At 53.5% G+C, this 23,143-nt stretch carries 23 protein-coding genes, 1 other RNA gene and 1 pseudogene; 8 read left to right on the top strand and 17 right to left on the bottom strand.

Annotation, left to right across the window (positions count from 1 at the left end; genetic code table 11):
• Positions 1-57 precede the first annotated feature (57 nt).
• The 4 genes and pseudogenes from EBC_RS06845 to EBC_RS26230 all read right to left on the bottom strand — a co-directional run bounded on the left by EBC_RS06845 (position 58) and on the right by EBC_RS26230 (position 2,614).
• Positions 58-937: pseudogene (locus tag EBC_RS06845) on the bottom strand (metal ABC transporter substrate-binding protein).
• Positions 934-1,803, bottom strand: coding sequence for a metal ABC transporter permease (locus EBC_RS06840; protein WP_013201061.1), 870 nt, complete (start codon positions 1,801-1,803; stop codon positions 934-936). Before EBC_RS06840 ends, EBC_RS06845 begins: the two are co-directional and overlap by 4 nt.
• Complete coding sequence (locus EBC_RS06835; protein ID WP_013201060.1) at positions 1,803-2,489, bottom strand: metal ABC transporter ATP-binding protein; 687 nt, start codon at positions 2,487-2,489, stop codon at positions 1,803-1,805. The genes EBC_RS06840 and EBC_RS06835 overlap by 1 nt, the downstream gene beginning before the upstream one ends.
• The gene (locus EBC_RS26230) at positions 2,489-2,614 is read right to left on the bottom strand and encodes a hypothetical protein (RefSeq protein WP_258166976.1); all 126 of its coding nucleotides are present in this window, start codon (positions 2,612-2,614) and stop codon (positions 2,489-2,491) included. Before EBC_RS26230 ends, EBC_RS06835 begins: the two co-directional genes overlap by 1 nt.
• 290 nt (positions 2,615-2,904) lie before the next feature.
• On the opposite strand from EBC_RS26230, the gene EBC_RS06830 reads away from it, so the two are divergent.
• The 3 genes from EBC_RS06830 to EBC_RS06820 all read left to right on the top strand — a co-directional run bounded on the left by EBC_RS06830 (position 2,905) and on the right by EBC_RS06820 (position 4,031).
• Positions 2,905-3,258 (top strand): hypothetical protein, encoded by a 354-nt coding sequence (locus tag EBC_RS06830; protein ID WP_013201059.1) that lies wholly within the window; start codon positions 2,905-2,907, stop codon positions 3,256-3,258.
• A gap of 144 nt (positions 3,259-3,402) precedes the next feature.
• Positions 3,403-3,783: an Hha toxicity modulator TomB gene (gene tomB, locus EBC_RS06825; RefSeq protein WP_013201058.1), complete on the top strand. Its 381-nt coding sequence runs from the start codon at positions 3,403-3,405 to the stop codon at positions 3,781-3,783.
• Between the two features lie 29 nt (positions 3,784-3,812).
• The gene (locus tag EBC_RS06820; protein ID WP_013201057.1) at positions 3,813-4,031 is read left to right on the top strand and encodes an HHA domain-containing protein; all 219 of its coding nucleotides are present in this window, start codon (positions 3,813-3,815) and stop codon (positions 4,029-4,031) included.
• A gap of 58 nt (positions 4,032-4,089) precedes the next feature.
• On the opposite strand, the gene ffs is transcribed toward EBC_RS06820, so the two are convergent.
• An RNA gene (ffs, locus tag EBC_RS24790) (signal recognition particle sRNA small type) lies at positions 4,090-4,186 on the bottom strand.
• Between the two features lie 236 nt (positions 4,187-4,422).
• Here ffs and EBC_RS06815 point away from each other — a divergent pair.
• Positions 4,423-4,734 (top strand): MGMT family protein, encoded by a 312-nt coding sequence (locus tag EBC_RS06815; protein WP_013201056.1) that lies wholly within the window; start codon positions 4,423-4,425, stop codon positions 4,732-4,734.
• A gap of 24 nt (positions 4,735-4,758) precedes the next feature.
• On the opposite strand, the gene EBC_RS06810 is transcribed toward EBC_RS06815, so the two are convergent.
• Positions 4,759-5,316: a YbaY family lipoprotein gene (locus EBC_RS06810; RefSeq protein ID WP_013201055.1), complete on the bottom strand. Its 558-nt coding sequence runs from the start codon at positions 5,314-5,316 to the stop codon at positions 4,759-4,761.
• Positions 5,317-5,537: 221 nt separating this feature from the next.
• On the opposite strand from EBC_RS06810, the gene tesB reads away from it, so the two are divergent.
• Complete coding sequence (tesB, locus tag EBC_RS06805; protein ID WP_013201054.1) at positions 5,538-6,404, top strand: acyl-CoA thioesterase II; 867 nt, start codon at positions 5,538-5,540, stop codon at positions 6,402-6,404.
• Positions 6,405-6,492: 88 nt separating this feature from the next.
• Here the strand turns inward: tesB and amtB are convergent, their stop codons facing one another.
• The 5 genes from amtB to EBC_RS06780 form a co-directional block, all read right to left on the bottom strand.
• Complete coding sequence (gene amtB / locus EBC_RS06800) at positions 6,493-7,797, bottom strand: ammonium transporter AmtB (protein WP_013201053.1); 1,305 nt, start codon at positions 7,795-7,797, stop codon at positions 6,493-6,495.
• A 20-nt stretch (positions 7,798-7,817) separates the two neighbouring features.
• Positions 7,818-8,156, bottom strand: a complete 339-nt coding sequence (gene glnK, locus EBC_RS06795; RefSeq protein WP_007886947.1) for a P-II family nitrogen regulator — start codon at positions 8,154-8,156, stop codon at positions 7,818-7,820.
• Positions 8,157-8,428: 272 nt separating this feature from the next.
• Entirely contained in the window at positions 8,429-10,192 is a 1,764-nt protein-coding gene (locus EBC_RS06790; protein WP_013201052.1) for a SmdB family multidrug efflux ABC transporter permease/ATP-binding protein, read from the bottom strand.
• Entirely contained in the window at positions 10,185-11,954 is a 1,770-nt protein-coding gene (locus tag EBC_RS06785; RefSeq protein WP_013201051.1) for a SmdA family multidrug ABC transporter permease/ATP-binding protein, read from the bottom strand. The genes EBC_RS06790 and EBC_RS06785 overlap by 8 nt, the downstream gene beginning before the upstream one ends.
• Positions 11,955-12,001: 47 nt before the next feature.
• Entirely contained in the window at positions 12,002-12,460 is a 459-nt protein-coding gene (locus EBC_RS06780) for an Lrp/AsnC family transcriptional regulator (RefSeq protein WP_013201050.1), read from the bottom strand.
• Between the two features lie 112 nt (positions 12,461-12,572).
• Between EBC_RS06780 and EBC_RS06775 the strand changes: the two genes are divergently transcribed.
• Entirely contained in the window at positions 12,573-13,607 is a 1,035-nt protein-coding gene (locus EBC_RS06775) for a PLP-dependent cysteine synthase family protein (RefSeq protein WP_013201049.1), read from the top strand.
• Between the two features lie 69 nt (positions 13,608-13,676).
• Here the strand turns inward: EBC_RS06775 and cof are convergent, their stop codons facing one another.
• Positions 13,677-14,498, bottom strand: coding sequence for an HMP-PP phosphatase (gene cof / locus EBC_RS06770; protein WP_013201048.1), 822 nt, complete (start codon positions 14,496-14,498; stop codon positions 13,677-13,679).
• A gap of 101 nt (positions 14,499-14,599) precedes the next feature.
• On the opposite strand from cof, the gene EBC_RS06765 reads away from it, so the two are divergent.
• Both EBC_RS06765 and queC read left to right on the top strand, forming a co-directional pair.
• Entirely contained in the window at positions 14,600-16,300 is a 1,701-nt protein-coding gene (locus EBC_RS06765; RefSeq protein WP_013201047.1) for an SgrR family transcriptional regulator, read from the top strand.
• 66 nt (positions 16,301-16,366) lie between these two features.
• Positions 16,367-17,062 (top strand): 7-cyano-7-deazaguanine synthase QueC, encoded by a 696-nt coding sequence (gene queC / locus EBC_RS06760; RefSeq protein WP_013201046.1) that lies wholly within the window; start codon positions 16,367-16,369, stop codon positions 17,060-17,062.
• On the opposite strand, the gene EBC_RS06755 is transcribed toward queC, so the two are convergent.
• The 5 genes from EBC_RS06755 to lon all read right to left on the bottom strand — a co-directional run bounded on the left by EBC_RS06755 (position 17,054) and on the right by lon (position 22,996).
• On the bottom strand, positions 17,054-17,455 hold the full coding sequence (locus tag EBC_RS06755) for an acyl-CoA thioesterase (protein ID WP_013201045.1): 402 nt from the start codon (positions 17,453-17,455) through the stop codon (positions 17,054-17,056). The two genes, queC and EBC_RS06755, sit on opposite strands and share 9 nt — an antisense overlap.
• A gap of 110 nt (positions 17,456-17,565) precedes the next feature.
• Positions 17,566-17,898, bottom strand: a complete 333-nt coding sequence (locus tag EBC_RS06750) for a helix-hairpin-helix domain-containing protein (protein ID WP_041691926.1) — start codon at positions 17,896-17,898, stop codon at positions 17,566-17,568.
• Between the two features lie 139 nt (positions 17,899-18,037).
• Entirely contained in the window at positions 18,038-19,909 is a 1,872-nt protein-coding gene (gene ppiD, locus EBC_RS06745; protein WP_013201043.1) for a peptidylprolyl isomerase, read from the bottom strand.
• 245 nt (positions 19,910-20,154) lie between these two features.
• Positions 20,155-20,427, bottom strand: a complete 273-nt coding sequence (gene hupB, locus EBC_RS06740) for a nucleoid-associated protein HU-beta (RefSeq protein ID WP_013201042.1) — start codon at positions 20,425-20,427, stop codon at positions 20,155-20,157.
• Positions 20,428-20,641: 214 nt separating this feature from the next.
• Positions 20,642-22,996 carry an endopeptidase La gene (gene lon / locus EBC_RS06735; RefSeq protein WP_013201041.1) on the bottom strand — a complete coding sequence of 785 codons (2,355 nt, stop codon included), beginning with the start codon at positions 22,994-22,996 and terminating at the stop codon, positions 20,642-20,644.
• Between the last annotated feature and the right edge of the window lie 147 nt (positions 22,997-23,143).

Raw genomic sequence — 23,143 nt, 5'->3', positions numbered from 1 at the left:
GTGGCCCGCTTTTTTTATCGCTGAAACGGACGGCCAGCATGCTGACCGTCAGCATCACTATTTCATACTGGCAACCATCGCGTTGACGTTATGCTTAAAGGCAGCGACATAGGTATCTGCCGCGCCACCTTTTTTAGTCAACGCTTCCGGGTAAAGTTCACCACCCGACTGCGCACCGGAGGCAGAAGCAATCTGCTTCACCAGGCGGGGATCGGTCTGGTTCTCGATAAAATAGCTGCGAATATGCTCGGTTTTAAGCTGGGTGATCAGTTTTGCCACGTCTGATGCACTGGCTTCAGACTCGGTAGAGAAGCCCACCGGTGACAGGAAACTGACGCCATAACGCTGACCAAAATAGCCAAATGCATCATGGCTGGTCAGCACTTTGCGTTTAGCCTGCGGGATTGCCGCAAAGCTTTTCGCCGCCCAACTGTCCAGTTTGGTTAACTGGGCAATATAGGCCGATCCCTGCTGACGGAAATAGGCCGCATCCTCTGGATCGGCGGCTATCAACGCGTTCATCACATTGTTGGCGTACACCACGCCATTCTTCATGCTGTTCCAGGCATGCGGATCGGTAATGGTTTTACCGTCTTCTTCCATTGAGCGGGTCTCAATCCCCTCAGAGGAGACGATCACCTTACCTTTATATTCCGACGCGCTAATCAGGCGATCCATCCACCCTTCCAGCCCGAGGCCACTGACGAAAAACCACATCTGCTTTTGCCAGCGCCTGGCTGTCCTGAGGCGTCGGTTCAAAGCTGTGCGGGTCGCCATCCGGCCCGACCAGACTTTTCACCTTAACGTGTTCGCCGCCCACTTCTTTCACGATGTCTGCCAGAACCGAGAAACTGGCAACGGTGTTGACCGTTTTAGCCATCACCATTGGGGTGAGTAAAATCCCCGCCACTGCCAGCGCTACAGGTAACTTCTTCATACTTTCTCCTTACCAACTGAAAACGGGCGCTGACGGAAAATTCCGCCGCACGGCCCCACTAAAATCGAGATAAAAAACAGGATCGCGGCACTTAACACCACCGCCGGACCGGCAGGCAGTGACAGGTAGAAGGAGGCAATGAGCCCGCTGAAGCTGGCTATCAGCGCGAGGATCATCGCTGACACCATCATGCCCGGCAGTCCTTTGCCCCAGAAACGGGCCGCGGCTGCCGGTAGCATCATCAGGCCGACGCACATCAGGGTGCCCAACACCTGGAAACCCGCCACCAGATTGGTGACGACCAGCATCAGAAACAGACTGTGGACCAGCGGCGCCGTCCAGCGGTTCTGCGCGCGCAGAAAACCAGGGTCAAAGGCGTCGATTACCAGCGGGCGGTAAATCAGCGCCAGCACTAATAAAGAAACAGCCGAAATGACGCAGACCAGCAGGATTGAGGGGTTATCTACCGCTAACAGCGATCCGAACAGCACATGCAACAGATCCACGCTGGAGCCGCGCAAGGAGACCAACGTCACCCCCAGCGCCAGCGAGCCAAGGTAAAAGCCGGCAAAGCTGGCATCTTCTTTTAGCGGCGTATAGCGGCTGACCGCGCCAGACAACAACGCAACAGAAAGCCCGGCAATCACGCCTCCGGTTCCCATCGCCACCAGAGACAAGCCCGATATCAGATAGCCAATTGCCGCGCCCGGTAAGACGGCGTGTGACAGTGCGTCACCCACCAGGCTCATTCTGCGCAGCAGCAAAAAGACGCCTAAGGGCGTGGCGCTGAGAGAAAGCGCAATGCAGGCCACCAGGGCACGGCGCATAAAGCCGAATTCAATAAAAGGATGGAACATCGCCAGCATCATGATGCTCCCAGGCTGCGGTTAAAATTCAGCTGGGTAACGGCTGAGCCGGAACCGGACCATTCAGCGTGGCTGCTTTTAAGCCGCAGCGTTTGCGGGAAGTATTTTTCGACGGTGGCCATATCGTGCAGCACGACAATCAGCGTACAGCCAGCCTGATGCCGTTCCTGCAGCAGCTGCAATAACAGCGCGGTAGTCTGGCTGTCGACGCCGGCGAAAGGCTCATCCAGCATCAGCAGGTCCGCATCCTGCACCAACAGACGGGCAAACAGCACGCGCTGCAACTGTCCACCCGATAAGGTGCCGGGTTGGGCGGTGGCAAACTGCAGCATTCCTACCCTGTCCAGCGCGGTCATCACCTGATTGCGCATCGTGCGATTAATCGCGCCGAACCAGCCACACTTTTGCCAGCAGCCCATCGCCACCAAATCAAATACGTGGAGTGGAAAGGTCTTCTCAATTTCTGATTGCTGTGGCATCCAGGCAAGACTTGTCCGCGGCGCTGGCAAGCTCAACGATCCGCTTACCGGACGCAACAGACCGGCCAGGGTTTTCAGCAGCGTGGATTTGCCAGAGCCATTGGCCCCCACCAGCGCGGTCATCGAACCGCGAGCAAACTCCCCTTGCAGAGCCGGCGTCACCGCGCGCCCCTGATAACCTACCGTCAGTTGATTAAGGGTAATCATCAGGCAACAGCCCAATAAGTTAACGCAGCCAGTAACACGACCACCGCAGCAGACAACAGCAGGCGCACCAGCGCTGAGTGGGTAAGTAAGGTGCCGTAGCGAAGAAAGACAGGAAGAGAGGACATCGATTGCGACCATCATTATGTTATAACATAACAATATCATACAATCTCTGGCTCTGGCGGGTTCAGACAAAGTGTATCTAATTATTACTTAAATAATGCCTTCCATTACCCAGGGTTATATAAACTTTTTTCAACTTCTTTAGTTTTACTGTCGCGGGACATGACATTATCTACTAAGATAATTAATAGCCAAATCATTAAGATAGTTTAGAAGACACTAAAGGCACTTGCTTATTTTCACAGGCAGACCAATTATCTCTATAAGCGCTAATTAACACTGTGGGGGAAAAATGCGCAAAACTATTCCCTTTTCTTACTCAGGCAATGAAGACGATCTGTTAACGTTATCAGATAACCTTCAACGGATTATTCCCAAAATAGAAGTAGAGTTAACGGGTTCGCTGTTATGGTATTCACAGAATGCGCAATATGTTCCCGAAAGTATGAAAATTATTTCTATAGAATATTCAGGTGAATCGCGTTATAAGATGACTTACAGCTTCCGCTGGAACGTATTCAACGCCTGTCTCGATATAGATGCAGACCAGACCACAACTGAAACAGTCAATTTTGAATGGCAATCAGGCCTGCTGACCTTTGATTTCATCGATAATCAACAGACCAGTACCGCTGACGAATTGTAATATTGCGTAATAGCATTACAAATACAGCTTTATTACGTTATATTTATTAATAGATTTAGGTTAACGTTAATTATCGCTCCTGGCATACCAATCGCTGAAAGCCCGCGCTGACGGCATCTTTCACTCGCTATGGAGGGGAAAAAGATGGACGAATACTCACCAAAAAGGCATGATATCGCCCAGCTGAAATTTGTGTGTGAAAATTTGTACGATGAAAGCCTGGCGACGTTAGGCGATAGTCATCACGGCTGGGTTAACGATCCTACTGCTGCAGTCAATTTACAGCTCAATGATCTGATTGAGCATATTGCTGCCTTCACCATGAATTACAAAATTAAACATCTCGAAGATAGTGACCTGATTAGTCAGATTGATGAATATCTCGATGATACGTTTATGCTCTTTAGTAATTACGGCATTAATGTTCAGGATTTGCAGCGCTGGCAAAAATCAGCAAAACGCTTGTTTAACATTTTCGCCGAGGAATGCGCTCTCGTGCCCGTACAGACGAGCCATTCATTTTAGCAACCCATTATTTTTTCTACGGTTTAACAATGACAGATAAACTTCTTACTAAAACTGATTATCTGATGCGTTTAAGACGGTGTCGGTCAATCGACACCCTCGAGCGCGTAATCGAAAAAAACAAATACGAATTATCCGATAATGAACTGGCTGTGTTTTATTCTGCGGCTGATCATCGTCTGGCCGAACTGACGATGAATAAACTCTACGATAAAATCCCGGTAGCAGTTTGGAAGTTCGTTCGATAAGTTTGAGTTTGATTGCAGGATGGACTGGCTGGCATACGAGGGCAGAATTGGGTGGGGGCCCTGCCAGCTACATCCCGGCACACGCGTCATCTGCTACGGCTGCTTCCTTCCGGATCTGACCGAGTTCACAAATTAGCATTGCGGGAGAACCAACCGGGCCCCCATTGAGTGCTCCATCAGATGGAGCGAGGGCATTATCAATGAAGCCCCAGGCAATTGCAAGCCTGCTCCTGATGACCGTTGCTTTCTTGTTCAACTCCGTTAAAAAATTCCTATCTGATTGTTTTCAAAGCCGATACGGGTTAAGCCGTAGGCTCTCTTATAACATCATGAAATCGCTTCAGATGTTCCGCACTTTCGATTACTGTTGACGTCGACAGAGGGAGAACAGATGGAACACTTTGACAGCTTTCAACAACGCATCTACCAAATCCTTGCCGCTATTCCCTATGGCAAAGTCACCACCTACGGTGATATTGCACGGCTGGCAGGCTCGCCGCGTGCCGCGCGTCAGGTCGGCGGCGTATTAAAGCGCCTTCCCGAGGGCAGCAAACTTCCCTGGCATCGGGTGATTAACCGGTTGGGTGAAATCTCGCTGACTGGGGATGATCTGGATCGACAGCGTTATGCATTACTGGAAGAAGGGATTGAGGTCAGTGCGGAAGGAAAAATCGCGTTGAAGCAGTACCGTTGGGAAGGATAACCGCCCCAGAAGGGGCGGCTGTAACTACATTGAACTTGGGGCGGGAACGGACGACGAAGGATTGACCTGCGTCGGCGACGTTGATGGCACGGTAGTGGCAGCACCCGGTAGCGTTGGCATCGCCATTGATGGCACCGGCACTAATAACAACTCCTGCTTGTTGCCACCATTGTTGATCACCGGTTTGACACTGTCGGTGATGAACATCATTTTGCCGTCAACCGTAATGGCCGCACTCAACAGAATGCGCGCATTAGGCTGAATCTGTGAAGGGTTGTACGGCAGAATAAAGTTGAACGGTGCCTGTTTGCCATCGGTTCTCACCACGCGCTGGGAGATGACCTTAGAAGGTGCATCTGCCATGGAGGCATCCGATAACGTCACGGTCAGCACGGCGTCAGGCGGCAGCGCCACTTTCTGACGAATGTAGATAGAACCACTGACATTAGGCTGACGCAGCGTCGCCTGCTCGCCGGCGACCTGTGAAGCCAGCGTTGCCGTCGGCACATCTTTTCCTTTATCGGCACATCCTGAGAGTGCCACCGCCAGTGCGGCGCCAGTTAACATTGGCCAGACTTTCATTGATGTAATCTCCTTAAGATCAATGGTGAAATTGAGGTCTCAGTTAGCCTGTAAACAGTGAATCACTGTTCCGTTAGCTTTAATTCTGGCACAACTTACTGATTTCTGCCTGGAAGCGCACCCTTCTCTCTTCTTCTTAAAAGATAATTGCCCTGCCCCGTTGACGGTAACTGGTCGGATCTCGCAAACTATCCTCCAGTCGTTTACTGAGGATCCACGCTATGAGCCAGGCCCTGCAAAATCTGTTAAACCTGTTGGATTTGGAAAAGCTTGAAGAGGGCCTTTTTCGTGGCCAGAGTGAGGATCTGGGATTACGCCAGGTCTTTGGTGGCCAGGTTGTCGGCCAGGCGCTGTATGCCGCCAAACAGACCGTTCCGGCAGACCGCATCATTCACTCTTTCCACAGCTATTTTTTACGCCCGGGCGATAGCCAGAAGGCGATTATTTATGATGTGGAAACGCTGCGTGACGGGCAGAGTTTCAGCGCCAGAAGGGTGAAAGCCGTTCAGAACGGACAGCCTATTTTCTATATGACCGCCTCATTCCAGGGGCCAGAAAGCGGCTTTGAGCATCAAAAATCGATGCCTGAGGTGCCGGGTCCTGATAACCTGCCCAGCGAAGCCGACTATGCAAAGCAGCTTGCCAGCTATATCCCCGAGAAAGCGCGTGACAAGTTTCTCTCCGAGAAGCCTTTTGAAATCCGGCCGGTTAAGTTTCATAACCCGCTTAAAGGCCACGTGGATGAACCGACCCGTCACGTCTGGCTGCGGGCAAACGGCGTGATGCCTGAAGACCGGCGCATCCATCAGTATCTGTTGGGGTATGCTTCCGACTTCAACTTCCTGCCGGTAGCACTGCAACCGCACGGTAAAGGATTCCTCGAACCGGGTATGCAGGTCGCTACCATCGATCACTCAATGTGGTTCCACCGTCCGTTCGATCTCAATCAATGGCTGCTGTACAGCGTGGAGAGCACCTCTGCGTCGAGTGCGCGTGGTTTTGTTCGTGGTGAGTTTTACACTCAGGACGGTACGCTGGTCGCGTCTACGGTTCAGGAAGGCGTGATGCGGGTGCGCGAAGTGAAATAACGTCACCTGAAGAGCGGAAAAACGAACGGCTCCCGAAGGAGCCGTTTTTTTATTCTACTTTTAGCGCACTGCTTTTCTTGATACGGGCTTACTGGTTGTAAGCATTCTCGCCATGGCTGTTGACGTCCAGACCTTCGCGTTCCTGATCTTCCGGAACACGCAGACCCACAATCATGTCAGCAATTTTGAAGGCCACGAAGGCGACCACACCGGTCCAGACGATGGTCACACCGACGCTGAAGATCTGGATCCAGACCTGATGGCCCATGGTCACGCCAGGTGCATAGCCTACGCCACCCAGTGAAGAAGAGGCGAAGACGCCGGTCAGGATACAGCCTACGATGCCGCAGACGCCGTGAACGCCGAACACGTCACATGGGTCATCCACACGCAGCCATTTCTTCAGGATGGTAACACCCCACAGACCTGCCAGACCGCCGACGATGCCGATAATCAGCGCACCACCCACACCAACATAACCACAGGCAGGAGTAATCGCGACCAGACCGGCAATCACACCAGAGCAGACGCCCAGCAGTGAAGGTTTGCCACGCAGAGCCCACTCACCGAAGGTCCAGCTCAGCATCGCGCCAGCTGTTGCCATAACGGTGTTCAGGAACGCCAGACCGGCAATTTCGTTAGCTGCACTGGCTGAGCCAGCGTTGAAGCCAAACCAGCCCACATACAGAATCGCCGTACCCATAAAGACCATTGGCAGATTGTGAGGCTTAAAGGCTTCTTTGCCGAAACCAGCACGTTTACCCACCAGGTAAGCACCCACCAGACCAGCAACTGCGGCGTTAATGTGCACAACGGTACCGCCTGCGAAGTCCAGCGCACCGTCCTGGGCCAGCAAACCGCCTGACCAGACCATGTGTGCAATAGGCAGATACGAGAAGGTCAGCCAGATAGCAACGAAGATCAGTACCGCTGAGAAGCGAACGCGCTCAGCAATCGATCCAACAATCAGGCCCACGGTGATACAGGCGAACGAAGCCTGGAAGGAGACGTGGATATATTGGTAGAAGGTGCCTACCAGTGAGGTCAGCTGGATGTTTTTCAACATCGCCATGCTGAAGCCACCGAAGAAGGCGTTACCTTCACTGAAGGCCAGTGAATAACCGTAAAGCATCCACAATACGCACACCATCGCGAAGGTCACAGAGACCTGAGTCATCATGGAAAGCACGTTTTTAGCGCGGAGCAGACCGCCGTAAAACAGGGCAATACCCGGCAACGTCATGAACAGCACCAGCGCGGTGCAGATCATCATAAAGGCGTTGTCAGCTTTATCAGCCACTGCCGGTGCTGCAGCCATCGCAAGCGACGGTAACAGAGCCAGACTGGCGAGGCCGAACAGAGCAATTTTTTTATTCATTTTATCCCATCCCATCAACATTCTTAGCCCCGAGATTACAGTGCTGCTTCGTCAGTTTCGCCAGTGCGAATACGGATAACTCGCTGCAGTTCCGCAACAAAAATCTTACCGTCACCGATTTTGCCGGTGTAGGCAGCCTTGCTGATCACATCAACCACTTCATCCAGCTGGTCGTCTGCAATCGCAATGTCTATTTTTACTTTTGGCAGGAAGTTCACGCTGTATTCTGCACCGCGATAAAGTTCTGCATGCCCTTTCTGGCGACCAAAGCCTTTCACTTCGGTCACGGTCAGCCCTTGAATACCGATAGAGGAAAGTGCTTCACGCACGTCTTCCAACTTAAACGGTTTAATTACCACGGTAACCAGCTTCATATGATCCCCCTCCAGATATTGAATACGGTTGTTTCGCCCAACACGGATTGATTAAAGCAAAGGCTGTGCCATAAATTAAAAATTGGCATTTTTCAGACGATTAGTCAGTCTGGCTCAGTGTTGCTGAGCAAAGCAGAGAAAAACAGAAGGAGGTGAAGCAGAATGTAGCCAACAAAAAACGCACCATTACGGTGCGTCGCGCGTTAATTATGTGCAAAAGCGGGAATTCGGCCGGTTATGCGCCTGTTCCTGGTGCAGCGAAGCGGCAGTCTTTACACCGCCTCGCCCGCTTCCAGTTCATCGCCGACCTGCTGCAATTGGTACATTTGCCAGTAACGGCCCTGTTTTTCCAGCAGCGTCTGATGATTCCCCTGTTCGACAGCACGACCACGGTGCAGAACCAGGATGGTATCGGCGTCGATAATCGTTGAAAGCCGGTGTGCAATGACCACCAGCGTGGTTTTTTCGCGCACGGCTTTCAGCGCCTTCTGGATGGCTTGTTCAGTGCCAGAATCGATATTGGCCGTTGCTTCATCGAGGATCAAAATCTGCGGCGAAGCCACCAGCACCCGAGCCATCGCCAGCAACTGCTTTTGCCCGACGGAAAGGTTATTCCCCTGCTCGCCAAGACGAGTATGGATGCCCTCAGACAGGCCGCGCGCCAGTTCAGCCAGCTGCACCGTCTCCAGCGCTTGCCACACCGCCTCTTCAGAGATATCGCGCCCCAGGGTCACGTTAGCAAAGAAGGTATCCGCCAGGACCACCGGATCCTGTTGAACCATCGCCACCGACTGACGTAAAACGCTGTGGCTGAGCGTACTTAACGGTCGACCATCCAGACAAATTTCACCGTGCTGAATCGGGTAGTAACCCATCATCAGATTGGCCAGCGTGCTTTTACCGCTGCCGGTATGGCCGACCAGCGCCACGAAGTTACGCGACGGGACGTCAAGGCAGATATCGCTCAGCACATTGCGATCGTCGCGGTAAGCGAAAGTCAGATCCCTGACCGAGATGGACCCCGAGGTCAGTGGCCGGGTATCCGTGCCGTAATCCTGGCGCGGGGCATCGATCAGTTCAAAGATGCGCTCACCTGCCACCACCGCCTGCTGCAGCATAGACTGCTGCGTAGTGAGTTCGATCAGCGGTTCATTGAGCCTGCCGAGGTAGTTGATAAAGGCATACAGAACGCCGACCTCAATGCTGCCCGCTGACGAGAAGCCAAACAGCAGCATCAGTCCACAAAGGATCAGGGCAGAGAACAGGCTGAGCAGCGGACGCAGCAGGAAACCATCAAGCTTCAGCGTTTCCATACGCGCCAGATAATGCGAGCGGCTGGCTTCACCCATACGCTCACCAAAGCGCGCCTGCTGGCGGAACTGCTGGATCACGCTCATGCCGTTAATCACTTCATTGAAGCCATTATTGATATCAGCCAGATAGCTGCGCATGCGACGGACAATCGGCGTGCTGTAACGCTGATAAATCAGCATCACCGTCAGCACGGCCGGGAAGATGGTGATCGCCACCAGCGCCATGCGCCAGTCAAGACTGAACATCGCCACCAGCATCGCCCCAATCAGCGCGGCACTGCGTAAGACGGTGGCAACCACCGTGACGTACAGATCGCGCACCACTTCGGTGTCATTGGTAACGCGGGAAATGATTTGCCCTACCGGTTGGGTATCAAACGCACTCAGCGGCTGTCTTAAGGCCGCATCCATCACGTCCATACGCAGTTGCTGAACCACGCCCACTGCGGCCTGGTTAAACAGCAGCGCCTGCCAGTAATGCAGCGAGGCCGCGAGAATTTGCAGCAGGATAAAACTGGTCGCCAGCCCGGAGACTAACGCCAACGGCATATTATGTTTGGCGACCATATTATCAATAAAGTAGCTGATAAGGATGGGCCCCATCACCTCGGCGGCGGCGGCAATCCACAGCAGTAATACCGCCAGGCCGAGCGATTTACGCCACGGCGATCCGTATTTCAATAACCGCTTAAGGGTCGGCCAGAGGTGGGCAAGATTAGCCATGTGGCACTCCCTTTTCGATCTCTTCTTCGTCCAGTGCCGCTTCCAGCTGCTGATAACGGTACATATCCTGATACCAGCCGGATTCAGCGGCGAGTTGTTCATGCTCTCCACGCTGGGTCACCGCGCCTTTCTGCATCACCAGAATTTCGCTGGCTTCGGTCAGGGCAGATAAGCGGTGCGCGCTGATAATCACCGTTCTTCCCTGCCCCCAGCGCCGGAGGTTATGCAGGATTTGATGTTCAGTACGACCATCTACCGCCGAGAGTGCATCATCGAGGATCAGGATCTCAGCATCCAGCAACAGTGCCCGCGCGATTGAAATACGCTGTTTCTGTCCACCGGAAAGCATCACGCCACGCTCGCCCACTTCAGTGTCATAGCCTTTTGGCAGACGCAAAATGTCGTCGTGAACGTTCGCCAGCCTGGCCGCCTGCTCAATATCCGCCGGCTTGGCGGTTGGCCGTCCCAGCGCGATATTGTTGGCGATGGTATCGGAAAACAGGAAAGGAGTCTGACTGACCACGGCCAGACGCCCCCGCCAGCTATCAAGCCGCAGCTGCGGTAAGGGAATGCCGTGGAAACGAATGTCGCCCTGGGAAATATCAAAATGGCGCTGGATTAGGCTGAGCAAGGTGCTTTTCCCGGACCCCGTTGGCCCACACAGCCCGAGCATTTGTCCCGGTTTCAGGTGGACATTGACGTGCCGGAGCGAGGGATTTTGCGCGCCAGGGTAGCAGAATTCGCGAATGGCGATCTGCAGCGATCCGCGCTCTTCTGGCAGGGTTTTGCTGCCGTCTTCCACCGCAGGCGCTTCAGACAGCAACGAGCGGATGCGGCTCCAGGCAGCGCTGCCGCGCTCAACAATGTTAAACATCCAGGCCAGCGCCAGCATCGGCCAGATCATTAAGCCCAGGTACATGACAAAACTGGTCAGTTGCCCCAAGGTCATCTGATCGTGCCAGACCAGCCAGCTGCCACCGCCAATGGCCAGCAGGTTAGACATGCCAATCGCGATATAAATGGTCGGATCAAAGCGGGCATCGACGCGCGCTACCCGCAAATTCTTGCGGCCGGTGTCTTTGGCAATATCGGCAAACTGACCGGACTGATGATCTTCCAGACCAAATGCCTTGATCATGCGGATGCTGGTTAAGCTTTCCTGCGTCTGATCATTCAGCGAAGAGAACGCGGCCTGAGCCAGCTTAAAGCGGTTGTGCAACTGGTCGCCGTAGCGCTTGATCACTATCGCCATGATCGGCATCGGCAACAGCGCCAGCAGGGTCAACTGCCAGCTGATTTGGGTACTCATCACAAACAGTACCACCAGCCCCATCACCAGTGAGTCCACCAGCGTCAGCACCCCTTCGCCAGCGGCAAACACCACGCGATCGACATCATTAGTGGCCCGCGCGATCAGGTCGCCCGTGCGATGGCGCAGATAAAATTCGGGATGCTGGCGGCTCAGCTGGCGGTAGAAGTCCTGACGCAGTTCGACCGCCAGTTGGTAAGAGGCCCCGAACAACAATACGCGCCAGACATAGCGCAGCAGATAAACCACCACGGCGGTGATCAGCATCACGCCGATCCACATCATCAACTGAGAGGTGCTCATCTGCTGATGAGAAACGCCGTCGACAACCATGCCGACCACTTTTGGCGGCAACAATTGCAGAATGGCAATCACAATCAGTAACGCAACGGCCCCAAGGTAGCGGCGCCACTCACGAATAAAATACCAGCTTAATTGGCTAAACAGTCGCACAGAAAACGTCCTGGTTAAGATTGAGCAGGGTTAACGCCGGCGCCTGCTCATTTTAATGGCAGCGCGGTAGTGTATTTTATCTCTTCCATCGCAAAGCTCGAAGTCACATCCAGCAATCCTGGAACCCCGTTCACTAAACGTTTATAGAAGGCATCATAGGTTTTCATATCAGCCACCTGAATGCGCAGCAGATAATCGTATTCTCCGGCCATACGATAACAGCCCATCACCTCGGGCATCGCCTGCACCACCTCAACAAATTGCTGATACCAGCTGCTGCTGTGCTGCTGGGTTTTGATCAGCATAAAGGCGGTCAATGACAGATCGAGTTTATCGGCATCAAGCAACGCGACCCGGCCGCGAATATAGCCTTCATCTTCCAGCCTTTTCAACCGTTTCCAGCAGGGCGTGGTGGTCAAATGCACCGCATCAGCCAGCGCCTGCAGCGATAACGTGCAGTCCTGCTGCAGCAGCGCCAACAGCTTAAGGTCAGTTTTATCTGTCATTGCCGATTTCCGGAGAATAATTTTCTCTTAAGGGGCCATTTTACAGGAAAGAGAGTAAACCTTTTTTCCGATTAATGCCGTACTCTTTAACAAATTTTGCCGGGGAAAGAACATGTCAGATTTATGGGTATCGCACGCTATTAAAGAGATCAATGCCGACATTCAACGTTCAGCCGATACGCATTTGATCCGCCTGCCGCTGGCAGCCTATCCCGGCATCTGGCTGTATCTGAAAGACGAGAGCACGCATCCCAGCGGCAGCCTTAAGCACCGCCTGGCGCGTTCGCTGTTTTTGTATGGCTTGTGCAACGGCTGGATAAAAGAAGGTACGCCAATTATCGAGGCTTCTTCGGGCAGCACTGCGGTTTCTGAAGCCTACTTCGCGCGGTTGTTGGGCCTGCCTTTTATTGCCGTTATGCCCGCCACCACGGCAAAACGTAAGGTTGAGCAGATTACCTTCTACGGCGGCCGTTGCCATTTCGTCAGCGATCCCTGCCAGATGTATGCTGAATCCGAGCAGCTGGCCCGTGAGCTGAACGGCCACTTTATGGATCAGTTTACCTATGCCGAACGGGCCACTGACTGGCGCGGTAATAACAATATTGCAGACAGCATTTTCCAGCAGATGCAGAACGAACCCTTCCCGGTGCCGGAAAGCATCGTGATGAGCGCTGGCACCGGCGGCACCTCGGCAACCATTGGCCGCTATTTGCGCTATCAGGGACACGCTACCCGGCTGACGGTGGTCGATCCTGAAAATTCGGTGTTTTACGATTACTGGCATCAGCGGGATAAAACCCTGCGCAACACCACCGGCGGGAAGATTGAGGGGATCGGTCGCCCGCGCGTCGAACCTTCATTTATTGCTGACGTGGTGGATGAGATGATCCGCGTGCCGGATGCCGCGAGTATTGCCACTATGCTCTGGCTGGAAAAACAGCTCGGCCGTAAGCCTGGCGCGTCAACCGGCACCAACGTGTGGGGAGCGTTGCAGATAGCCAGCAGAATGGCGGAAGAGCAGCGTACAGGCGCCATCGTCACGCTGTTGTGTGACAGCGGTGAACGCTATCTGGACAGCTATTACAATGCGGAGTGGGTCGCGGAAAACATCGGCGATATTACGCCATGGCAGAACATGCTTAACTAAAACGCCGGGCTTTCCCGCCCGGCAAACATCAGCGTTAAGCGCCGGACCACCCTGTCCGGCATAATGACCTCAATATTCGGGGGAATAAGCGAGGTTTGGGGTGGAAAGCCAGTGATTGAGGTAATGCGACACGCCCTGCGTTTCACAATGTCCGATAACCGGTAAATGCGGCAGTAAGGCTTTCAGCTGACTCATCGCGTTACCCATAATGAATCCGCGACCGACCGTTTCCAGCATCTCACGATCGTTCATGGCATCGCCAAACGCCATGCAATCTGCCAGCGTAAAACCCAGCGAAGACGAGAGAGAATCCAGCGCAGTGCCTTTGTTGCAGCCTGGCGGCAGGACTTCAAGACAATCCCGCGCAGAGAAACAGATGTGAGCACGATCGCCCAGCGCATCTTCCAACTGTCCCTTGAGCTGGCAAAGCTCGTCGTGATCGGCGATGAAACAGGTTTTCGTGATCATATGTGCCGGCAGGCGTTTCAGATCGGCAAGCTGATAGCGGAAACCGCTCATCTGATGGGCGTGGAGAATGTGCGGCACGTCGAACTCGGTTAACCAGCCATCATCATTAAAAACATGCAGGCTGGCGGTAGTGTCCCAGTGCGTATGAATGACCTCTTCCGCCACATCAGGCGACAGATCGCAGGCGGAAAGTAAGTTGCCCTGCTGATCGTGTACTCGCGTGCCATTGCCGGTGATCAGGTAGGCCTTCAATTTAAAATCCGCGATCAGCGGCTGCATTTCCAGCCAGTGGCGACCGGTAGCAAAGGTCAGTAATACGCCCTTTTCATCCAGCGCACGCAGCGCCGTCAGAGTTCGTTCTCCCAGCTGATGGTCAGGCATCAGCAAGGTACCATCCATATCAAACGCCGCCAGACGAGCCATTATTTCTCCAGTGCCTGTTTTTTCATCGAGTGCTGAGTATCACCTGGTATTTACGGAACTAATAGTGAATACTTCTGAAAAAGTGTTCCGGGTTTATTTCGATGCGCCAGTTAAACCGACTCAATCAATATCAACGGCTGTGGCAGGCCAGCCTGGGCGAGCCTCAGTTAACCAGCGTGGCGGAGATTGCCGGGCGCTGTATTTGCAGCGAGCGCCATGTGCGCACGCTATTGGGCCAGTGGCAGTCGGCCGGCTGGTTGCGCTGGCAGGCTCAGTCCGGGCGCGGTAAATGCGGTCAGCTAGAATTTTTTCAGTCTCCGACTCAGCTCAGAACAATCCTTTTTCAGCAGCAGTTAGATCAAGGCTTGTCACATCAGGCGCTGGAACTGGTACAGATCGCACCGGAACAGCTTAATCAGTTGCTCAAACCCTTTATGGGCGGTCAGTGGCTGGACGATCGCCCCACGTTACGTATTCCTTATTACCGTCCGTTGGATCCCCTCAATCCACTGGATATGCCTGGGCGTGCTGAACAACATCTTGCCGGGCAAATTTTTTCCGGCCTGACGCGTTTTCAGGACGATCGCGTTGTTGCCGATCTGGCTCACCACTGGCAATGCAGTGAGGATGGTTTAAGCTGGTTTTTCTTTCTGCGTCCGCAGCTTTACTGGCACAGCGGCGAGCGGGTGACATCGCAGCAAATCATGCAGCACCTGCAAAGGGTCATCGACAGCCCGGCTGGGGCAAAGCAGTTAGCCAGCGTAAAATCCCTCTCTCTTCCTCAATCGATGTGCCTGCAAATCGATCTGCATCGCCCCGATTACTGGCTCACCTGGCGCCTGGCCACGGTGCTCTGCCTGCTGACGCATCCGGACGATCCTGCTATTGGATCCGGTCCGTGGAAATTGAGTCACTGGTCACCGGAGCTGGTCAGAATCGAAAATCACGAGCGTTATTATGGCAATCAGCCACTCATGCAGATGGTGGAGTACTGGATCACGCCACAGCTTTTCGACAAAACCCTCGGGACCAGCTGCCGCCATCCGGTGCAGATAGCAATTGGTGAGCAACATGAACTGTCGCTTTTACGCCCGGTCAGCCGTCGGATTAGCCTGGGATTTTGTTACCTGGCGTTGAAGCAGAACGGCGCCCTTTCCCCCGCTCAGGCACAAAAAATACTGGCGCTGATCCGCAGTAAGAAGGTGATTGAAGAACTGCCTCTGGAGGAAGGTCTGATTACCCCGAGTCTGGAGATGCTGCCCGGCTGGCCGGTGCCAGAGATTAGCGCCCAGGAAGAAACGGAATTGCCCGCTACGCTGAACCTGCACTATCACCTGCCGGTGGAACTGCATGCGATGGCCGAAAAGCTGCAACAGGTGCTGGCGGAGGAAGGTTGCCAGCTAAGACTGCACTTTCATCCAGCGAAAAACTGGCAGGGGTATAGCGGTCTGGAAACGGCTGACATCATTATGGGCGATCGCCTGATTGGTGAAGCGCCGGCGTTCACCCTGGAGAGCTGGCTAAAACTGGATCCTCTCTGGCCGACGCTGCTGGGTGAGGTGACTCATCAGCAACTGCTGAACACGCTCGAGCAGATCCAGTGCAATAACGTCGAAGCCGAGCGGCTGACCGGACTGCAACAGGCCTTTCATCAGCTGATGGCGCAGTCGGTGATTACGCCGCTGTTCAACTATCGTTATCAGGTGAGTGCCCCACCGGACGTGGAAGATATCGCCTTAAATGCCTGGGGATGGTTTGATTTTTCCCGCGCGTGGATCCCACCGCCGGTCACCATTCCCTGAGCAAAACTACCCTTCTGCCGCCACAGGCAGTACCATACGGCCTAACAGATGACTAAGGTGATTAAAATGAGACGTGCAGTGGTGGTTTTCAGCGGTGGACAGGATTCAACAACCTGTCTGATTCAGGCTTTGCAACAGTATGATGAGGTGCATTGCATCACCTTCGATTACGGCCAGCGCCATCGTGCGGAAATCGATATTGCCCGCGAGCTTTCACTTTCTTTGGGCGCACGCGCGCACAAAGTCCTCGATGTAACCATGTTAAATGAATTGGCGGTCAGCAGCCTGACGCGTGAAAGCATCCCGGTACCGGCTTACGATCCCGATGCCAGCGGCTTGCCGAGCACCTTTGTGCCGGGCCGCAATATCCTGTTCCTCACCCTCGCCTCCATTTATGCTTATCAGGTTGAGGCGGAAGCGGTGATCACGGGCGTCTGTGAGACCGATTTCTCCGGCTACCCAGACTGCCGCGATGAGTTTGTTAAGGCGCTGAACCATGCGATTGAACTCGGCATGGCAAGGTCTGTGCGCTTTGAAACGCCGCTGATGTGGCTGAACAAAGCTGAAACCTGGGCGCTGGCCGACTACTGGCAGCAACTGCCGCTGGTACGCAATGAAACGCTGACCTGCTACAACGGCGAGAAAGGTGACGGCTGTGGCGAATGCGCTGCGTGCCATCTTCGCGCGAAGGGTTTGAACGAGTATCAGGCCAACGGGCACGCGGTGATGGCCGAAATGAAACGCAAAACCGGCCTACGCTGACAGCATCTCTTCCATTCTTCTTTTCAGTTCTCCTTCCATCGGCTGCGCCTTTTGTGTGCGCAGATCGATGCAGACAAACGTCAGCGCGGCGTCGGCCACCACTTCACCCGCTGGGGCCAGCGTCACGGTCTGACCAATCACGCCACTTTTCCCGCCCAGCTGGAGCAACTTACTGTGGATGTCTAACACATCGCCCATCACCGCTGGCCGGCGATAATTAATGTTGATGTTGACCACCACAAACGCCAGTTGGTTCTCCTGCAGCCAGTTGAACGACTCCAGGCGTTCCAGCCACTCCCAACGGGCCTCCTCAAGGAACTCCAGATAGCGGGCATTATTGACGTGCTGGTAAACATCCAGATGATAGCCACGGACTTTGATGGTGGTATGCATAGTTACGCTGCCCTTATAAAAAAGTAGAAGTCACCCAACTGGTATGACCTCTACAGGTTAGCAGCCGTTTCCGGCCTTCAGCAGATAATGCGTTAAAGTCGCGAGTTAAGTCACAATTTCAGCCGTGACAGATTTCTCTCCACCAGCGCATTGCCCATGCCGGGCACTTCTTTCAGTTGTTCAATATCGGTAAACGCGCCGTACTGCTCGCGGTAACTGATAATGGCTTCGGCTTTTTTGAGCCCGACGCCATTCAATGCCGCGGCCAGTTGCTGGGCGGTAGCCTGATTCAGGCTTACCTTGTCGCTTGCAGTGGCCGTACTTTCCGTAGCGACCTGAGCAGACGCCGCCGATGTCGTTTCTGCCGCTTTTACCGGTATTGCAGTCAGGATGCCTGCGCTCATTGCGGTAAAAAAACATAACGCGATAAGTGGGTGTTTCATGCTGTATTCCTCCATGTGTGTGACAGCAACGCCACGGTACAGCGGAAGAATTCGGTAAACAAATGGCGGATTAGAGAAATGGAAAAGGCCGCGAAAGCGGCCTTTGGTATTGCATGTCGTTGCAGGAAATTTGCGAGGCTTATTGGGCCTGCGCGGCTGCACCGTATTTGATTTTGGCTTCTTTACGCAGGTTGCTCAGCATGGCTTCGAAGGTGATCTGCGCGTTGTTTTGCGTGATCCCCTGAACCATTGCCTTCTTCTGCGCGTCCGGCATTGAACCGCTACGCACCTGATCCAGCGCCACCAACAGCACGTTGCCTTCACCATCTTCACTGGTCGCGTAAGAAGGTTTGTCCTTCGCTGGCAGACTCATGGTGAATGCGGCCTGGGTTACGGCATCCTGACCGTTGCGGGTCAGCGTTTTCTGGCTGCCGAAGCTCAGGTTAGCGGCTTTCATCGCCTCATCACCCTTGCCTGCTTTCAGATCGGCCAACAGTTTATCCGCCTGCGCTTTCGCCTGAGCCTGCGCCTTCTGCGTTTTCAGCGTATCGGTGATCTGTGCCGTGACCTGATCCAGTGGTTTCACCGCTTCAGGCTTGTGCTCGCTAACACGCAGCACGAACGCACGATCGCCATCGACCGTAATGATGTCCGAGTTACTGCCAGGTGCGCCGTTCTCGCCGACTAAGCCGCCATTGAAGATGGCCTGCTCAACCTGCTTGAAGTTCAGCTCAGCAGGCGGATTATCATGGCTGAACCAGCCCGTTTCCACCGCCTTCACACCAGCAGCCTGCTCTGCACCCGCCAGTGACTCATTGTCATTGGTGGCCGCATCGCTCACTTTCTGCTGCAGTTTGTAGTAAGCATCAATCGCTTTTTCCTGCTTCACTTTTGCAGCGATGTCGTCATGGACGGCAGCCAGCGGCTTGATCTGCTGTGGCTGAACATCCGTCAGACGGGCAACGATGAAGCCGACAGACGACTTGATCACCCCTGACAGCTGACCTTTCTCTTTAAGACCGGCACTTTTCAGTTCATCCGGCGTGGTGTCTGGCTCAAGCCAGCCCATGTCGCCACCGTTACGGGCAGAAATTGGGTCAGCAGATTTTTCTTTAGCCAGCGCGGCAAAGTCACCGCCTTTTTTCATTGCATCCAGAGCCGACTGCGCTTCCGCTTCGGTTTTGGTCTGGATAATGCTGTAACGGCTACGCTGCGGCTGAGTGTAATCAGCCTGATGCTGATCGTACCAACTCTGGATATCAGCCTCGCTGGCGGTTTCCTGCATCGAAGCCGCATCTAACTTGATGTAGCTAACGCGGAACTGCTCAGGAGACATGAAGTTGTTCTTGTTCTGCTCGTAATAGTTTTTGATCTCTTCCGCGCTGACGGTCTGTTTAGCGGCCAGTGCCGCCACATTGATCGTCGCCTCGCGAACCAGACGCTCCTGAGAAACCAGCGCAGCCAGTGCGTCAGTTTCACCGGTCAGCATGAAGTCGGTGTTGGTCACCGCAGCAATCAGCTGTTGGGTGGTCAACTGCTTACGCAGCGCTTCAGCGTATTGATCGGCGGTGAAGCCCATCTGATTGATCAGGCCCAGGTATTTTGTATTATCAAACTTGCCGTTGGTCTGGAAAGCCGACTGGTTGAAAATAGCCTGTTTGATTTGATCATCGCTGATGGCCAGGCCGAGATCTTTGGCATAGCCGGTCAGAAGCGATTCATCGACCAGCTGAGACAGCGCCTGCTGGCGGATCTGCTGAATGTAGGCAGGGTTTCCGGCGAGCTGGGAGAACTGTTCGCCCAACTGCTGCTGCTGACGTGAACGTTCATTTGAGAAGGCGTTCTCGAGCTGTGCACGGCTGATTTCCTGTCCGTTAACCTTGGCGGCGTAATCTCCGTTACCGCCGATCAGGTAGTTGCCCACCCCGGTCAAAACGAAAGACAGAATGATCAATGCCAATATAATTTTGAGCACGACATGGTTCGACGCCGCGCGTAAATTGTCCATCATGGTGTGACAACACTCCGCTGTAGTGTGAATGTAAACCCTTGCGCTTTCGTCCCGTCTTCCCGGGGACGCTCCACGCCGCTGCGTAGCAAACCGCACGCCACTATGACAACCGCAATTCGCAAATGTCATTGAAACATAAAAAAAGGCACATCAGTTTTTTTGATGTGCCCCGTATGGTACATGAGAACGCGAACACAATCCTCACTCTCCACCGAAGAAATTGCCTCAGTGGAAACATACCGCCATTAGTTAACGGCGTCTTTCAGCGCTTTACCGGCACGGAAGCCTGGTACTTTACCCGCTGGGATGGTGATTTCTTTACCGGTCTGTGGGTTACGGCCGGTACGCTCTGAGCGCTCACGCACGGAGAACGTGCCGAAGCCTACCAGTGCAACTTCATCGCCTTCTTTCAGTGAATCTGACACTGAGCCCATGAAAGCATCTAAAACACGTCCCGCTGCCGCTTTAGAAATGTCGGCGCTTGCAGCAATTTTGTCGATCAACTGTGACTTATTCACTCAATAATCCCCTCTTTTATTATTCACTTCGCAGTCGGGCTTCCCACCCGCGACGAACGCGCATCAATTATTTGGATTCAGTATTCCTGTCATGCCGAAAACGGCAACAGCCGTCATTGGCCTAGCAGCTCTCTAAATTAGCGGCACAAAAAAAAGCTGGCAAGTCCCAATTTGCTTGCCAGCCCGGCTTTTGGCCTGTTTTTGCCTTAAATCACTATTTTGCGGTCGCAACCTGCATGCCATAAGGGGCATTGACCAGCGCAAGTGTCAGGACTTCTTCGATGCGCTTCACCGGATGGATGTCCAGATCGGCGATAACGTTGTCCGGGATCTCTTCCAGATCGCGCTTGTTTTCATCCGGGATCAACACCGTTTTGATACCACCACGGTGTGCAGCCAGCAGTTTCTCTTTCAGTCCACCAATTGGCAGAACCTGACCACGCAGAGTGATCTCACCGGTCATCGCCACATTGGCACGCACCGGGTTACCGGTCAGACAGGACACCAGCGCGGTACACATTGCTATACCCGCACTTGGACCATCTTTCGGCGTCGCGCCTTCCGGGACGTGAACGTGAATATCACGCTTCTCGTAGAAGTCACCGTTGATACCCAGCTTCTCAGCGCGGGCACGCACCACGGTCAACGCCGCCTGGATAGATTCCTGCATCACTTCGCCCAGTGAACCGGTATAGGTCAGTTTACCTTTACCCGGTACGCAAGCCGTTTCGATGGTCAGCAGATCGCCACCCACTTCCGTCCACGCCAGACCGGTTACCTGACCGACGCGGTTTTCGTTGTCCGCACGACCGTAGTCATAACGTTGAACGCCGAGGTAGTCTTTCAGGTTGTCAGCATTGATCAGAATATGCTTGATGGTTTTGTCCATCAGCAAGGTCTTCACCGCTTTACGGCACAGTTTGGACAGCTCGCGCTCAAGGCTACGCACACCCGCTTCACGCGTGTAGTAACGAATGATGCTGACGATGGCGCTGTCATCGACGGTGATTTCACTGTCTTTCAGGGCGTTACGCTCGATCTGCTTGGACAGCAAATGCTGCTTAGCAATATTCAGCTTCTCGTCTTCGGTGTAACCCGACAGACGAATAACTTCCATACGGTCCAGCAGCGGCGCAGGAATGTTCATCGAGTTGGACGTTGCCACGAACATCACGTCGGAGAGATCGTAATCCACTTCCAGGTAATGGTCGTTAAAGGCAATGTTCTGTTCCGGATCCAGCACTTCAAGCAGCGCTGAAGCCGGGTCGCCGCGCATGTCCGAGGACATTTTGTCGATTTCATCCAGCAGGAACAGCGGGTTTTTAACGCCCACTTTGGCCATTTTCTGGATTAATTTGCCCGGCATAGAACCAATATAGGTACGACGGTGACCGCGAATTTCCGCTTCATCACGCACGCCGCCCAGCGCCATACGAACATACTTACGGCCCGTCGCCTTGGCGATAGACTGGCCCAGTGAGGTTTTACCCACACCCGGAGGCCCAACCAGACAGAGGATTGGCCCTTTAATTTTGCTGACGCGGCTCTGTACTGCCAAATATTCCAGGATGCGATCTTTCACGCGTTCCAGACCGAAGTGGTCGGTATCCAGCGTTTCCTGCGCCTTCACCAGGTCTTTTTTGACCTTGCTACGGGCATTCCACGGCACCTGAACCATCCAGTCGATATAACCGCGTACCACGGTCGCTTCCGCTGACATCGGAGACATCATTTTCAGCTTCTGCAGTTCGGCTTCGGTTTTATCACGCGCTTCTTTCGGCATTTTTGCCGCGTCGATTTTGCGTTTCAGCGCTTCATTTTCGTCAGGCGCATCGTCCATTTCGCCCAGTTCTTTCTGAATAGCCTTCATCTGCTCGTTCAGATAGTACTCGCGCTGGCTTTTTTCCATCTGCTTTTTGACGCGATTGCGGATACGTTTTTCCACCTGGAGCAGATCGATCTCTGACTCCATCATCGCCATCAGATACTCCAGACGCTCATTGACGTCTGACATCTCAAGCACGGACTGTTTGTCGGCCAGTTTCAACGGCATATGTGCCGCAACGGTATCAGCCAGACGTGCAGCATCTTCAATGCTGTTCAACGAGGTCAGCACTTCAGGAGGGATTTTTTTATTCAGTTTGATATAGCCTTCAAACTGATTAATTGCGGTGCGCACCAGCACTTCCTGCTCGCGCTCATCGATTTCAGGGGACGCCAGGTATTCAGCCTGCGCGGTGAAATGGTCACCATTATCCGCAAGCGTTGTGATATGCGCACGCTGCAGGCCTTCTACCAGCACTTTAACCGTACCGTCTGGCAGCTTGAGCATTTGCAGAATAGAGGCGACGGTCCCTACAGAAAAGAGATCGTTAATGCCAGGTTCATCCGTTGAAGCTTCTTTCTGGGCGACCAGCATGATTTTTTTATCATGATCCATGGCGGCTTCAAGGCAGCGAATCGATTTCTCACGACCGACAAACAACGGAATTACCATGTGCGGATAAACCACTACGTCACGCAACGGCAACACAGGGATTTCAATGCGTTCAGAACGCTCAGGATTCATAGAGCTCTCTCTTAGTTTAATTTCCGCCAGGGTGATGGGAACCGCAACAGACCACTAAAGTGCAGTTTTACCCACAGGTAGTTGAGTATATGGGGATGAATGTAAGACATTCAATGTTATCCGCGAGAGAAAAGCAAAAGGGGGAAT

It is taken from the genome of Erwinia billingiae Eb661, from assembly GCF_000196615.1.
GTDB lineage: Bacteria > Pseudomonadota > Gammaproteobacteria > Enterobacterales > Enterobacteriaceae > Erwinia > Erwinia billingiae.
Note: the sequence above shows the minus strand (reverse complement) of the source record. Positions and strands in the feature narration are given on the sequence as shown.